The 15,748-nt window shown below is 40.1% G+C and carries 10 protein-coding genes and 2 rRNA genes (1 of these 12 running past the window's edge); 3 read left to right on the forward strand and 9 right to left on the reverse strand.

What is annotated here, in order from left to right; translation table 11 throughout:
• The 5 genes from IGJ27_RS11160 to IGJ27_RS11180 all read right to left on the reverse strand — a co-directional run.
• A 23S ribosomal RNA gene (locus tag IGJ27_RS11160) occupies positions 1 to 467 on the reverse strand (it extends 2,447 nt beyond the left edge of the window).
• Positions 468 to 699: 232 nt separating this feature from the next.
• A 16S ribosomal RNA gene (locus tag IGJ27_RS11165) occupies positions 700 to 2,259 on the reverse strand.
• Together the 16S and 23S rRNA genes form the textbook arrangement of a ribosomal RNA operon.
• Positions 2,260 to 2,897: 638 nt before the next feature.
• Entirely contained in the window at positions 2,898 to 3,110 is a 213-nt protein-coding gene (locus IGJ27_RS11170; RefSeq protein WP_010720912.1) for a hypothetical protein, read from the reverse strand.
• A gap of 246 nt (positions 3,111 to 3,356) precedes the next feature.
• Positions 3,357 to 3,698, reverse strand: coding sequence for a YlbF family regulator (locus IGJ27_RS11175; protein ID WP_178306371.1), 342 nt, complete (start codon positions 3,696 to 3,698; stop codon positions 3,357 to 3,359).
• A 65-nt stretch (positions 3,699 to 3,763) separates the two neighbouring features.
• Positions 3,764 to 5,935: a PBP1A family penicillin-binding protein gene (locus IGJ27_RS11180; protein WP_034867921.1), complete on the reverse strand. Its 2,172-nt coding sequence runs from the start codon at positions 5,933 to 5,935 to the stop codon at positions 3,764 to 3,766.
• A gap of 207 nt (positions 5,936 to 6,142) precedes the next feature.
• Between IGJ27_RS11180 and IGJ27_RS11185 the strand changes: the two genes are divergently transcribed.
• Entirely contained in the window at positions 6,143 to 6,997 is an 855-nt protein-coding gene (locus tag IGJ27_RS11185; protein ID WP_053766248.1) for an RluA family pseudouridine synthase, read from the forward strand.
• A 102-nt stretch (positions 6,998 to 7,099) separates the two neighbouring features.
• Here the strand turns inward: IGJ27_RS11185 and IGJ27_RS11190 are convergent, their stop codons facing one another.
• Genes IGJ27_RS11190 through IGJ27_RS11200 form a run of 3 tightly spaced genes read right to left on the reverse strand, consistent with a single transcriptional unit; the run spans position 7,100 to position 11,957 of the window.
• Positions 7,100 to 7,960 (reverse strand): ROK family protein, encoded by an 861-nt coding sequence (locus IGJ27_RS11190; protein ID WP_034700407.1) that lies wholly within the window; start codon positions 7,958 to 7,960, stop codon positions 7,100 to 7,102.
• 3 nt (positions 7,961 to 7,963) lie between these two features.
• A complete protein-coding gene (locus IGJ27_RS11195) occupies positions 7,964 to 10,645 on the reverse strand; it encodes an alpha-mannosidase (RefSeq protein ID WP_161652323.1) in 2,682 nt (893 codons plus the stop codon).
• Positions 10,646 to 10,655: 10 nt separating this feature from the next.
• A complete protein-coding gene (locus IGJ27_RS11200) occupies positions 10,656 to 11,957 on the reverse strand; it encodes a glycoside hydrolase family 125 protein (RefSeq protein WP_178306370.1) in 1,302 nt (433 codons plus the stop codon).
• A 154-nt stretch (positions 11,958 to 12,111) separates the two neighbouring features.
• On the opposite strand from IGJ27_RS11200, the gene IGJ27_RS11205 reads away from it, so the two are divergent.
• Together IGJ27_RS11205 and IGJ27_RS11210 are read left to right on the forward strand one after the other, a co-directional pair.
• Positions 12,112 to 13,158, forward strand: a complete 1,047-nt coding sequence (locus IGJ27_RS11205; RefSeq protein WP_010720919.1) for a GntR family transcriptional regulator — start codon at positions 12,112 to 12,114, stop codon at positions 13,156 to 13,158.
• A complete protein-coding gene (locus IGJ27_RS11210; protein ID WP_178306431.1) occupies positions 13,106 to 15,310 on the forward strand; it encodes a GH92 family glycosyl hydrolase in 2,205 nt (734 codons plus the stop codon). Before IGJ27_RS11205 ends, IGJ27_RS11210 begins: the two co-directional genes overlap by 53 nt.
• Before the next feature lie 105 nt (positions 15,311 to 15,415).
• Here the strand turns inward: IGJ27_RS11210 and IGJ27_RS11215 are convergent, their stop codons facing one another.
• Complete coding sequence (locus IGJ27_RS11215; protein WP_010737055.1) at positions 15,416 to 15,739, reverse strand: hypothetical protein; 324 nt, start codon at positions 15,737 to 15,739, stop codon at positions 15,416 to 15,418.
• Positions 15,740 to 15,748 lie beyond the last annotated feature (9 nt).

Consider the following 15,748-nt stretch of genomic DNA (forward strand, 5'->3'; position numbering starts at 1 on the left):
TAGCCTTGGGAGATGGTCCTCCCGGATTCCGACGGAATTCCTCGTGTTCCGCCGTACTCAGGATCCTCCTAGGTGCCTTCCAAATTTCATCTACGGGGTTTTTACCCTCTTTGACTGACTTTTCCAAGTCATTCGACTATCTGAAAGAACTACCATATTGGAGTCCTACAACCCCAATGAGCAAGCTCATTGGTTTGGGCTTTTCCCGTTTCGCTCGCCGCTACTCAGGGAATCGAATTTTCTTTCTCTTCCTGCAGGTACTTAGATGTTTCAGTTCTCTGCGTCTACCTCGAATGCGCTATGTATTCACGCAAACGTAACATCCTATAAAAGATGCTGGGTTCCCCCATTCGGAAATCTCTGGATCATAGCTTACGTACAGCTCCCCAAAGCATATCGGTGTTAGTCCCGTCCTTCATCGGCTCCTAGTGCCAAGGCATCCACCGTGCGCCCTTATTCACTTAACCTTATCAACCTTGCGGTTGGGTTTTGATCTTTCTTCTAGCGATAGAAGTCCGATCAAGAAAATAAGCAATTGAACTTATTAAAAAACTCATTCAACGCGGTGTTCTCGGTTTGTATTACTAATTTACTTCAAATATCCAGTTTTCAATGAACAAAAATATATCTTTGAGAGTAAACCTCTCAAAACTGAACAAAGTGAAAAACAAACAGTGTAGTCTCCGTAATATTCCTTAGAAAGGAGGTGATCCAGCCGCACCTTCCGATACGGCTACCTTGTTACGACTTCACCCCAATCATCTATCCCACCTTAGGCGGCTGGCTCCAAAAGGTTACCTCACCGACTTCGGGTGTTACAAACTCTCGTGGTGTGACGGGCGGTGTGTACAAGGCCCGGGAACGTATTCACCGCGGCGTGCTGATCCGCGATTACTAGCGATTCCGGCTTCATGTAGGCGAGTTGCAGCCTACAATCCGAACTGAGAGAAGCTTTAAGAGATTAGCTTAGCCTCGCGACTTTGCGACTCGTTGTACTTCCCATTGTAGCACGTGTGTAGCCCAGGTCATAAGGGGCATGATGATTTGACGTCATCCCCACCTTCCTCCGGTTTGTCACCGGCAGTCTTGCTAGAGTGCCCAACTAAATGATGGCAACTAACAATAAGGGTTGCGCTCGTTGCGGGACTTAACCCAACATCTCACGACACGAGCTGACGACAACCATGCACCACCTGTCACTTTGCCCCCGAAGGGGAAGCTCTATCTCTAGAGTGGTCAAAGGATGTCAAGACCTGGTAAGGTTCTTCGCGTTGCTTCGAATTAAACCACATGCTCCACCGCTTGTGCGGGCCCCCGTCAATTCCTTTGAGTTTCAACCTTGCGGTCGTACTCCCCAGGCGGAGTGCTTAATGCGTTAGCTGCAGCACTGAAGGGCGGAAACCCTCCAACACTTAGCACTCATCGTTTACGGCGTGGACTACCAGGGTATCTAATCCTGTTTGCTCCCCACGCTTTCGAGCCTCAGCGTCAGTTACAGACCAGAGAGCCGCCTTCGCCACTGGTGTTCCTCCATATATCTACGCATTTCACCGCTACACATGGAATTCCACTCTCCTCTTCTGCACTCAAGTCTCCCAGTTTCCAATGACCCTCCCCGGTTGAGCCGGGGGCTTTCACATCAGACTTAAGAAACCGCCTGCGCTCGCTTTACGCCCAATAAATCCGGACAACGCTTGCCACCTACGTATTACCGCGGCTGCTGGCACGTAGTTAGCCGTGGCTTTCTGGTTAGATACCGTCAAGGGATGAACAGTTACTCTCATCCTTGTTCTTCTCTAACAACAGAGTTTTACGATCCGAAAACCTTCTTCACTCACGCGGCGTTGCTCGGTCAGACTTTCGTCCATTGCCGAAGATTCCCTACTGCTGCCTCCCGTAGGAGTTTGGGCCGTGTCTCAGTCCCAATGTGGCCGATCACCCTCTCAGGTCGGCTATGCATCGTCGCCTTGGTGAGCCGTTACCTCACCAACTAGCTAATGCACCGCGGGTCCATCCATCAGCGACACCCGAAAGCGCCTTTCAAATCAAAACCATGCGGTTTCGATTGTTATACGGTATTAGCACCTGTTTCCAAGTGTTATCCCCTTCTGATGGGCAGGTTACCCACGTGTTACTCACCCGTTCGCCACTCCTCTTTTTCCGGTGGAGCAAGCTCCGGTGGAAAAAGAAGCGTTCGACTTGCATGTATTAGGCACGCCGCCAGCGTTCGTCCTGAGCCAGGATCAAACTCTCATAAAAAGTTCGAACAATCTTGCGATTGTTAAGCTCAATTGTTTGCTAGCATATTGCTTGCTTGTTAAAAATGTTTGTTGTCTTGAATCAATCAAGACGCCCTACACATTTGGTTTGTCTTTGCTTTGTTCAGTTTTCAAAGGTCTACTTGATTAAATGCTAATCAGTTGAGATTGCCGTAGCAACTTTTATATCATATCAGAGCGACGTTTGTTTGTCAACTCTTTTTTTAAAAGTTTTTTTCACTTCGTTTTTCAGAAACGCTTCAGCAACTCATTTATCATAACTCATCGTTTGTTATTTGTCAACAACTTTTTTGAAGTTTTTTTCGATGAAATCAAGCTTCGTAAGCTATTGATTTTTTACGACTTAGTTATCTTATCACCTTAAAAAGTAAATGTCAATGAATTTTTCTAAATAAATTTCACGATCTTTTTCTCTTTTTCAGCAACGTCAATTACTTTACCATTAAAAAAAAGAATGGTCAAGCTAAAAATTAATTTTAGCAGCACCTTACTTTATTTCTCTCTATTGGTCTAACCTACTTTAGTTGCCTATCTTCTTATTTAGACTCATCGGTACTTCAGACGATTACTGCAATGACTAACTATTTTCATGCTCAAACAACAAATATCTCTCATATCTTACTTTCGATACCGCACACCTTTATAAATAGCTAATGGCAAGATCACAAAAAGAAACAAGAGAAGAATATCGATCAGATATTGGTCGCTAAAAACATTTGTTAATGGCTGATTTGTAGTTAAAGAATAAAATGCGGGTAGCAAAATAATCGTGAAAAGATACGAGCCACTGATTTCCCAAAAATCTTTCCAAGAAAATTTTTTGTGTTTCATCGCTCCACCTCCTTGCTTTATATGAGAGAAATTCACTACTTGAATAGACATTTCTACGCTTCTATAATAGACAAAATCAGCTATTATAGCTAGGTTAACAATAATTATTTATTAAACAATGAAAAATAAGCTAATTTTCTATGAGTTATCCCCGTCTGATTTCTTCATACTAAAAAAGCAACGCAAAACAATTTTGTTTTACGTTGCTTTTGCTTGTTCTGGCTAAATTATTTTCTACAACGTTAATTATTCGCTGTATAAATCTCTAACTGGTGTCATGATGATGCGATTCAAGTCATTGATGATCGTGCTGAATTGTTGTTCTTTTTGCATCAAATCATTGATCACTTCTTCTGATTGAATTTTCATTGCCATTTCTTGCGCTTTCATTGCATCTTCATCGCTAAATTCTTGCCCGCTCATTTGTTTTTCTTGCAATTCGATTTGCATCGCTTGGAAATCTTTGAATAGACGATGTGCTTCTTCATTTTCTTTAACTTTTGCATAGGCTTCTTCTAAAGCTTTGAATTCTTGCAATTCGCGAATCTCGCGTTCGATTTGATTTGCGCTATCATAAATATTTGACATAGTTAGCCTCTTTTCTATAGATTGTTTAGTTTTATTGTACCATTTGTTTATCGTTTTTCATAGGATTACTGTCCTTGATATTTCCGCCAGAGATCTTTCGCAGCTTCACCTAAACCTCTTACGCCTTCTTTTACCATATCACCGATATTTTTCAGCCCATCTTTAGCTTGTTCCCCGTATTTATTCAGATTTTCTTTCCATTGTTCTGAGTTCTCATTGGTTTGCGTATTATTATTGACTTGATCAGCAGGGACTACTTTTCCGCCAGTCGCATATGCATCTGCTACTGGGAAAGGCTCTTGCTCGGTATAAGGAAGAATGCCTTCTGCGGCCGATTTGAAGACTTTACCAACCACATTCCCACTTGTTCCTGCTAAATAATGCAATTCACTAGACTCTTCATATCCCATCCAAGTTGAAATCACGACATTAGGTGTATAGCCAACAATCCATTGATCGTTAGCTTTGGTAGGATCAAAATTGGTTTCAGTCGTTCCTGTTTTCCCTGCGACTGTGTAACCAGCCGGTTTAGCTGCAACGGCTGTCCCATTAGAAAAAGTCCCAAGCAGCATTGAAGTCATTTGATTAGCCGTTTCTTCTGAAATGACTTGTTTAGGTTTTTCATTGGTCTTATCAACAATTACTGCACCCGTTGAATCCACGATTTTAGTAATCAGATGTGGTTTGTACATTTTACCAGCGTTAGCAAATGCACTGTAAGCTCCAGCCATCGTTAACGGCGAAACTCCCTTAGCTAAACCACCTAATGCTAAACCATAATACTTATCTGATTTCGATAGAGGCAATCCAAATTCTTCTGCTTTATCATAACCTTTTTGAAGACCGATTTCATGAAGCAACCATACAGCAGGAAGATTCAAACTTTCAGCAACCGCCTGATACATCGGTACTTCACCACGGTACGTTCCGTCGTAATTATGAGCTTTATAATAAGATAATGGTTCATCTTTCAAAATACTTGCTGGGGTGTATCCCGCTTCTAACGCTGGTGCATACACACTCAATGGTTTGATCGTTGAGCCAGGAGAACGTTTCATTTGTGTTGCAAAACTGAATCCCCGGAAAACATGTTCCCCACGTCGCCCTACCAGCGCCTCAACACCACCAGTTTTAGGATCTAATGCGACTGATGCGGATTGAACCATCGCCCCATCCGCAGCATTTGCCGGAAATAGTGCATTGTTTTGATACGTTGTTTCTAATTGTTTTTGATAATTTTGATCAAGTGATGTATAGATTTTGTATCCTTTGTTCATCACATCTTCTTCATCCAAACCATAATCATTGACTGCTTCATCAATCACGGCATCAAAGTAATAAGGATAGCGATAGCCTGATTCCGAATTATCATACGTATCTTTCACGTATTGTTTGATATCCACTTTGCTTTCCGTTTGGTATTGTTGTTTCGTGATCTTGCCGTTTTCTTCCATGACACTCAATACGGTGTTTTTTCGATTGTTTGCATTTTCTGGGTGATCGATCGGATTATAGATACCCGGACCTTTAAGCATCCCAGCTAACGTTGCCGCTTCTGCTAAATTAACCTGATTAGCATCTACCCCAAAGTATTTCCTTGAAGCATCTTGTACGCCCCATACCCCATTTCCAAAATAAGCATTGTTGAGATACATGGTCAAAATCTCTTCTTTGCTGTATTTCTTTTCAATTTCAATGGCTAAAAATAATTCTTTTGCTTTACGGTCAAAAGTTTGATCAAGTGTCAAATAAGCATTTTTAGCTAATTGTTGGGTAATTGTACTCCCACCTCCACCAGAAGTGCCACCTGAAAGGACCATCCGAACTGCTGCCCGAGCGATCCCTTTGATATCAAATCCATGATGCTGATAAAAATTACGATCTTCGGTTGAGATAACCGCATTTTGGATATCTGGAGAGATTGCATTCAATTCCACATAAGTCCCTTTTTGAGCATACAGGGTACCTGCTTCTTCATTCTTTTTATCATAGATAACGGTAGACTGACTTAGCCCCGATTTTAATGTGGAGACATTTGCCTGTTTTGCTAAAATAAAAAGATAGATACTGACGATCAATACACAGATCAAGCCAATCAATAGAATCAGTTTATTGATATGATACTTTTTCCATATACGTTTTCGCCATCGATGGAATCGCCCTAAATAAGGTTTAATCCAATGCCAAAAACTGATCAAAGCAGCTTTTATTTTACTTAAAATGCTTTGAAAATCCATTTATTCTTCTCCTGTCTATTTGATTGAATCGCCTTATTCTACCACAGGTACGTTCTTCATTCTTCCTGCTTGAGATGTAGGCAAACTGTTTTTTTAAGTTTTGACGATAGTTTAGCATAAGAAGTATCAGAAATTAGTCACTTTTTTCTTAAATAAGTTTTAAAAATGGTACAATAGAGCTGCATTTTTGCTAAAAGGAGTATTTTTATGGAAATCACGATTACGTTACCTGACACCCAGCCAACAACCACCATTCGAGAATTATTAGAACAAGAATGGCTCGTTCCAAGAAAAGTCCGCCACTTTTTACGTATAAGAAAAAATGTGTGGATCAATCAAGAACCTGCCTTATTTCATTTTGAAGTCCACGCTGGTGACCATATTACGTTACGTTTTGAAGAAACTGATTATCAATACCAAGAAGTCCAATTGGGTAAAGCTTCCTTCGTCCAACCATTATATGAAGACGATCATTTACTCATTGTCAATAAACCCGCCGGCATGAAAACTCATCCGAATGAACCAACCGAAAATGATACTTTATTGAATCATTTAGCTGCGTATTTAAAGAAAAAAGAGCAACGCCCTTATGTCGTGCATCGATTGGACAAAGAAACAAGTGGTGCAATTTTATTTGCTAAAAATCCCTTTGTTTTACCTATCCTAGGCAGAATGTTGGAACAAAAGAAGATTTATCGACGATACCAAGCACTTGTCTGGGGAACAATCAAAGAGGATTTGATTTTGAAAGACAAAATCGGTCGTGATCGGCACGATCGCAGAAAACGGGTGGTAGATCCTCATAAAGGTCAAACGGCTCTCACACATGTTTCCGTTGATCAAGTAGTGAATGGTCAGACTCAGGTTTACTGTGTTTTGGAAACCGGACGTACTCATCAAATCAGGGTCCATCTCTCTCACATTGGTCATCCCATTGTCGGCGATCCACTTTACCAAACACGGCCTGCGAACCGTCTCATGCTCCATGCGTTAGAATTACACATGTCTCATCCTTTCACGCAAGAAACCATTGTCGCAAAAGCCCTCCCTGGTTTATGGTAAAGACACTATTGTAAGGAGTGATCCACTACTGATCACAATCAAAAAACGGCTAGGGATACACCTCTAGCCGTTTTTTATTACTATATATAGAATATATACACCTTATTGTTTACCATGTTCTTTTTCTGCTAAAAGCAAACTGCCAATAATTCCACTCTCATTCGGCAGCCCCCAGCGTACAATGTACTCATCTACTTGTGGCGTTTCCATGTACCCACCCATTAACTCAACGAATTGTTGTCGAATTTTATGCAACAAGTGGTCTTGATTCATCACTCCGCCACCTAAAATGATTTTTTCAGGAGCTAACGTCAACGTATAATTGATCAATGCTTGAGCAATATAATAGGCTTGGATGTCCCATATTGGATGATCTTGAGGAAGTTCTTGGCCTTTGATTCCAGTTCGTGCCTCAATTGAAGGTCCAGCCGCTAACCCCTCCAAACAATCTTTGTGGTAAGGACATGTTCCTTCATAGGTATCCTCTGGATGACGTTTTACCCAGATATGCCCCATTTCTGGGTGGGCAAGTCCAGAAAAAATATCTCCTTCAAGGACCACACCGGCACCGATCCCTGTACCGACAGTCAAATAAATACAACTCTTTTTCCCTTGTGCGGCTCCTTTTAGCAATTCGCCGTAAGCTGCTGCATTCACATCTGTCGTCCAAGCCATCGGAATCCCGTAACGTTCTTGGATGCTGCCTAAAAAATTGTAGTTTCCCCATCCAGGTTTAGGTGTTGCCAAAACATACCCATAATTATCGGCATTTTTATCAATACCGATCGGACCAAACGAACCGATCCCTAACGCCTCTAGTTCATATTGATCAAAAAAATCAAATACTTGCTTTAGTGTTTCTTCAGGTGTAGTTGTAGGAATACTTACTCTTTCTACGATAACGCCTTCATTTGAAACGGCACAGATGAATTTTGTTCCCCCTGCTTCTATTCCACCATACATTGCTTATTCCTCCTCGAATCCGATTGTCCGAATTTCATAAGGTCTAACGGTCGGAGCAATCGTTTGCTCAACTGTTTCTTCTAGCAGATTCAATAATTCCCCTTGTTTCCCATTTTTAGTGATTTGTAATGGTGAATCAAGACCGGACAGATTAAACCCACGCACCACTACTTTATCACTAAATTTACTTCGTTTCAAAGCAGTAATTGCAAACGTTTCCCCTTCGCAAGTTAAATAGCTGTTTTCAGCTGGCAAGGTTCCTGTTTGAATCGCCATTTGCGTGGTAGAAAAAGGAATCTGTGCGCTATAAGCATGATGGTAACTAGCAAATTTTTCTTCTGGCTGATGCACTTCGATACTGTAGTTAAAGCAATGTACCCCATGACATTGGGCTTCTGGTGTTGGAAAATATCCCCAATCTCCTAATTCCCCTACACAACGTAGTAAAGTCACCGCAATCACACTGTCATCGATTACTTCATATTCATTTAATCCATAATTGCCAACTGTTACTCCATAATCGTTTCCTTCTAAATGAACGAACGCCTGTTGATGCTGTGGATTTGTTGGATTTTCCCAACTACTTGATACATCATTGGGACGGGTAACCACTTCAAAAATACTATCAGCTTGATGTTGTTTCACATGTAACTTTGTTGGGAACAACACACGTAAGCGATGATCATCCATTTGATTATTCACTTTTGTTTCAAAGTCGATTTTTTTGCTGTCTTTTCTTAAAGTGATAACAGTTGTTACTTCTAACATACGCTTTTCTTTTGAACGACCTGCTTTACGGTGACGAAACTCAATGACCATCTGTTGTTCTTTTGCTAAACGTTCATCAGCAGCTACTGGAATCAATAATTCCTGGGTAACTTTTACTTGTGCTAATTCACTCGTATCAGTTACGACTTCTACGGTACTTTGATCATTTTCCTTTGATAAAATAGGTTGGTCATTTTCAGGCTGTTTGAAGATATATTCATTTCCAATATCCCCAACATCTTCGAATGTCAATAATTCATCTAGTTGTTTGCCCGTCGTTTTGTCTTTCAACGTCAAGGTGCCATTCGGTTGGATCTCTAGCCGAACTTGTTGATTTTCTAATACTCGTCCATCTTTTTGGATCATCGTCTCTTTTTCTTCTTTAGCTTTTCCTTCTATTAATACGTACGTGTTCCAAGAAAAAGCTGGCATTTCGCTCACTGGTAAAGTGACCGTGATTTTTCTCGCCATGTAAGGAATCCTAAACCGATCTTTGGGCAGATCATAATCAAACGTCACAAATGTTTCTGATAGTGATGCAGGGACTTCTTCACCATTGGATGTTTCTACATGATAGCTTTTTGGTGGTTGCTTTTCTAATTCTTCATATAATTTCTCAGGTATTCCTTCTGCAAAACATTTTCTTTCTAACTCAATCGTTATTTCTGCTTCACCAGTCTTTGCTGATCCAGCCGTGTTCATAACTAAGAAAGGATAGCTTTTTGCTGGTAAGCTGCTAGTGTCGATCGCTTGGGCAAGTTGTTTGATCGCTTCTTCTGCTAAATACTTCCCTACTTCATCTGCTTTTTCAAAACGTGTCATCATTTCTCGATGGACAGAATCAACCGAACACCCGCAAATACTGTCATGTGGATGATTTTGCATCAACGTTTTCCACGCATAATCTAATTGATCATGGGGGTATTTACCAGTAACTTCATAAGCCATCGTTGCTAATGGCTCAGCGATATTTTCAATTTGTCTTTGAACTTTAGTATTCCATTGTTTTAAATAGACACGTGCTGAAGCAGTATTCGCTAACGTATACCAGCCATCTGTTTCCTGACTGGTCAACTCTCCCTCAACGGAACCAAGTTCTTCTGGCAAGTCCTTTTGCACCGCTGCAAGATAATCGACAAAATTGGAATGGATAAATTCATACTCTGGATATAATTCATTCGCTAATTTGATTGCTGCTGTTACATCCTTTTGAACCGGTTGATGATCCACTCCATTCATCATCAACAGATGATCGGTTGATGCGTATTGCTCTGCATCTGCCAGCTTTTGGTCCCAAAAGGCTCTTGCTTTCTCTTTTTCAGTCGGGATTTCATTTCCATTACTGTACCAATTGGCAAACAGTAACCCAAAGATTTCTGTGCTATCTGGTCCTTTCCACCACATTTCAGAATATTGAGAAGAATAATTTTCTGCTTCCAAGACTTGATTATCAAAGCCAATTGGTTTTACGCCTCGTCCAAAAGCAGCAGCTGAAAGTCCTGCTTGTTTCATCATTTGTGGTGTTTGCCCCATATTTCCAAAAGTATCCGGGAAATAACCGAGCATCACAGGCGTTCCCCACTTCTTACTTTCTTCCATTCCAATCAACATATTACGGACATTCGCTTCTGAACTGATCAAGAAATCATCTTGTAAAATATAAAAAGGACCGATCCTTAATTTCCCCGCATCAATTGCTCGTTGCACCGCTTCTTTCTTTTCTGGACGTACTTGTAAATAATCATCTAAAATAATCGTTTGTCCATCTAAATGGAAACTATTGAAATCTGGATCGGTTTCAAATAATTCCAAAAGATCATCCATCAATTCGACTAAACGCATATGATGCTGTTCATAAGCCATGTACCATTCACGATCCCAATGACTGTGTGAAATGATATATACTTTCTTTTTCATTTTATTCCTCCTATTTCGCTACTCGAATATCAAAGTAATCCATCACTAATTCACAAAACATCATGTTCGCCCAAGAGAACCATTCTCTGGTGTAGTTGTTTGGATCATCGACATCAAACCCCTCGTGCATCAAATGTGTACCAGCATCTGTCGCAACTAATAAGTCTAAAATCCGCTTTTTCTCTTCTTTATCTTCAGTGGTCATCCCTTCCATCGCTAATGCAATCGGCCAGATGTAATTTTCTGGAGTGTGAGATGATCCAATCCCTTTTGCATATTTCCCTTCATAGAAGTAAGGGTTCTCTTTACTTAGTAACGTTTTTCTCGTTGCTAAATATTGTTCATCTGTGGTAGAACAGTAACCTAAATACGGAGCAGCAATCAAATTAGGTACATTACTGTCATCCATAATAGAAGCGTTTCCTAATCCATCAACTTCATAAGCATAGATGGTTTCTCCTTGTTGGTTTTTAGTCAACGCATAGTCTTCGATTCCTTTTTGGATATCTTCTTTTAAACGTTTGGCTTCTTCAAGGATTGCTTTACTACTTGTTTCTTCCGTGAGAATGTTCGTAAAGATTTCTTCAATATAACCCAGCACTACTACAGCAAACATATTTGAAGGAACGAGGTAGCCATATTGACACGCATCATCGCTTGGACGAAAACCAGACCAAGTCATTCCAGTTGGTGCAACTGTACTTCCACGCCCGTCGTTGACTAAGGTATCTTCTTTCCTCGTCGTATCTCTTTCGAAAGTATAAGGAGATTGATTGTGATCTTGTTCGGTTTTGAAGACATGTAAGGCTTTTTTGATTCCTTCAACAAACGAATCATTCAATTGGTCCGTTCGACCAGTGTTCTTATATAATAAGTAAGCTAATTGGATAGGATAACATAAGGAATCGATTTCATATTTACGCTCCCAGATCCAATCATTCATTTCAGTATGGTCACTTTGATGCCCCGCTCCATTTGCTTCTTCATTGAATGCGTTTGCGTATGGATCGATGTTGATATATTCAAATTGTTTTTTGACAAGCCCACTAATCATCGAAGCTAAGTCTTCATCTTCTTTTGCAATGACTAAATATGGACGGACTTGAGCGGTAGAGTCACGCAACCACATCGCTGGAATATCACCAGTTAATAAGAAAGTCGTCCCGTCTTCATGTCTTTTGACTGTCGTTAACAATGTACTAGCAAAGGCAGCAGAGAAATTCGTTGCCCAATCTGCATGCTCTTCCCCACATTTTGCAGTAATTTCATCCATAAACTGTTGAACTGACTTTGGTATATCTTTATATGCCATTTATTTTCCTCTTTTCTTTATTGATATATCATAAGAGGATTATACCTCGTCGTTTTACAATTGTCTACGCTTTCAAAATGAGATTTTTCTTATTTACTTTTAGTGGTTTTATGCTATGATCTTTATATGATATATCTTATAAGAAGGTGCTTTTATGAATCAACCACTATACCAACAAATCTTTCATGACTTACAACAAGCAATTGCTGATGGATCGTTACCTGTTGACAGCCAGGTACCTACCGAAAAGGAATTGTCCACCAAGTATCAAGTGAGTCGAATCACTTCTAAACGTGCATTAACTGAATTAGAACAATTAGGTCTGATTTATCGTGTCAGAGGAAAAGGCAGTTTTGTCAAAGCAACGACTAGTGATCTTAATAGAAACGATGTGATTAAAAATAGTCGCATCCTGTTCCTACTTCCCTTTTTATCTGACCTTTCTGTCGGAGATTTTACAAAAGGACTAAATCCAGTGATGCAAGAAAATCAGTTAGAGGTCATGATGACGACTGTTGATTTTCTGGCAAACAAAACGGCGAAGGAAATCATGCAAGAATTTGACGGAATGATTTATTATGCGTTTGCGACCGATCAACATCTGGATCTGCTCTTTGAATTATCATTGAAACAATTCCCAGTTGTTGTTTTAGATAAAAAAATCTATGAACTTCCTTTTCCAACTGTCCTTTCAGATAATTTCCAAGGTGGTTCTTTGGCTACGGCTCATTTGATTTCAAAAGGGCATAAAAAGATTGCCTATCTTTTTGGTGAACAGGCGCATCCACAATCTGTCCGACAACGATACTTGGGTTACCTGGAAGCTTTGGACAAAGCCAATTTGCCGTTTCATACAACTTTAGATGCAAAAGGCACTACGATTGAAACATTACTGACCTACATCAATGAACATCAGGTCACTGCGTTTGTCTGCGAAAACGATCTGGTAGCTATTCAAACGATGAATCATTTAAAACAACAAGGCTATCGTATCCCAGATGATTTTTCGATCGTTGGATTCGATGATATCCAAGCAGCCGCTTTAGTTGATCCACCATTAACAACGATTGCTCAAGATTTCCACCAACTAGGAGAACTTGCAGGAAATGCTTTGATCACTTGGCTCAAAACAAATAACATTCCCGAAGATACGAGCCAACCAGTCTCATTTATTAAACGACACTCAACAAAGGAGATTTAACATGAACATTCAACATATTGATACTCGTCACGGTACAGCCAATCAAGCGAACTTCTCAAATGGGAACTGCCAGCCTTATACTGGTGTTCCTTTTGGGATGAATTACTTTGCCCCACAGACAACTGATCAAAAAGGTAGCTGGTGGTTCCATCCTGACGATCACACCTTCCAAGGCTACCGTTTGACTCATCAGCCAAGTCCATGGATGGGTGACTTCAGCTATTTTGTCTTCACTCCGATCAATGGGTTATTACCTGAAAATACCCTGTTCCATGCACAAAGTTCGTATCGTCCAGAAGAAAGCACATTCTGTCCAACTCATTTAACGATCAACCAATTACGTGATGGTATTCGCTCCACGTTGATCCCTAGCATGTACGGTGGTGTCCTAACCATTGATTACCACAAAAATGAGAGCGGTTTACTTTTGTCGTTTCCTGGTAAACATCAATTAGTTCTAAAAGATCCCTATACGATTGAAGGACAAGTCACTCATTTTGCAGGCGCCGAAGATTCTGATTTTACGTTCTATTTTGTCTTACATTTTGAACAGCCAATCCAATCAAAGGAATTGTCACAGTTAGCAGCCGATGACGCTGGGTCGGTTCCGATTTATTTTGGCGACGTAAAAAAACAAGTCATTCGTTTCGGTACTTCCTTCATCAGTTCTGAACAAGCTTCATTTAATCTAGAACAAGAGTTACATCAAACGCCTGATGACTATTTGCTGAATAGTTCACAACAATGGCAAAACTATTTTGACCGAATCAAAGTCGAGCATCATGATCCGCAACAGTTACGGACGTTTTACCACAATCTCTACCGTGTATTTTTATTCCCACAAACGTTCTATGAAATCGACTCGACCGGACAAAAAATCCATTATGATACCACTAGTCGAAGTGTAAAACCAGGTGTACTTTATACCAATAATGGTTTTTGGGATACTTATAAAACAGTGTATCCACTTTACTCTTTGATTGCTGTCGAAAAATATGAAGAGATGCTTGAAGGCTTTTTGAACAGCTATCGTGAAACTGGCTTTTTACCAAAATGGCTTTCGCCAGATGAGCGTGGACTCATGCCAGGAACATTGATTGATGCAGTGATCGCTGATGCCTCGGTTAAGGGAATCCGTAAAGATTTAATGGCTGAATTTCTCGAAGCAATGAAAAAAGGTGCTACGATCCAAAGTGAAAAACAAAATTACGGACGTCAAGGAACGACTGATTATCTAAAATATGGTTATGTACCAAATACTTACCACGAATCAATCAACCACACCCTTGATTACGCTTATAGTGACTTTTGTATCAGCCAAGTAGCCACCGATTTGAATGAAGCAGCAACCGCACAACACTATCAAAAGCAATCTTTCAATTATCAAAATGTCTTTGATCCGGAAACTGGCTTCATGCGTTCCAAAGATCCCGAAGGAAGATTCCGTACTCCGTTTTCTTCCACACGTTGGGGTCAGGATTATGCAGAAGGTAGCGCTTGGCAAAGTAGTTTTGCTGTTTACCATGATTTTGCTGGTTTGATCAATGCTCACGGTGGACCAGATCAATTTGAAGAAAAACTGATTGAATTATGTAACCAAGCACCGACTTTTGAAGTTGGCGGTTATGGTTTTGAGATCCATGAAATGAGTGAAATGGCAGCGATCGAGTTTGGACAAGTTGCCATCTCCAATCAACCAAGCTTCCACTATCCTTATTTATTCAGTTATATTGGTAAACCCGAAATGGCACAACCATTGATCAAACAATTGCTGACACAAACATTCGATGATACACCGACTGGTTATCCAGGAGATGAAGACAATGGGAGCATGGCAGGTTGGTATATCTTTAATAGTTTAGGCTTTTATCCTGTCACGCCAGGAACAGGTGAATATGTCATCGGGATGCCTTTAGTCGACAAAGCTGTGCTTACGTTGTCTAATGGTGAACATTTAACAATCGAAACAAGCCCTAATCACCCACAACAACAATTTATCCATGAGATCACAAGAAACGAAACTAGCTATCGCAAACTCTTCTTTACACATGAAGACTTGTTGACTGGTGGCACGATTGCTTATCAGTTGGGGATTGTTCCTAATCCTACAAAACACGACGCTGAAGACTTCCCTTTTTCTTTGACCAAATAAACAAGCTGACTTATTTGGTTGTTCTATAAGACAAAACACCTTCTTTGAATTTCTTAGTCTCAAAGAAGGTGTTTTGATAGATTTAGAATGAATTTTTCGATAAGATTATTTTTTATTTTTTTTCTTTTGACTATTTCCTTTTTTTACTAGTTGTTCAGTAACTTTGGCTAGTGTATCCGTGACCTCTGTTTTGACTTTAGTACCTGTTTCTTTCATGCTTGTATTTATTTTTATTGATGACTTCAATTGTTTTATTTTCAAAGAAGAGAACTTGTTGCCGATTACTTCTGTCTTTTCATTCGTAAATTCTACTGTCTTTTTTAACGCTCGTTTACTCACGTTCGTTATCCTATTTTTTTCTTTTTTACAATATGCACATAGTTTTTTAGGTTCAGATATTTCTCGTCCACAATTTGTACATTTATACATTGCTTTCCC

The sequence above is a fragment of the Enterococcus sp. DIV1726a genome (assembly GCF_051710985.1).
In the GTDB taxonomy this organism is placed as follows: Bacteria; Bacillota; Bacilli; order Lactobacillales; family Enterococcaceae; genus Enterococcus_B; species Enterococcus_B hirae.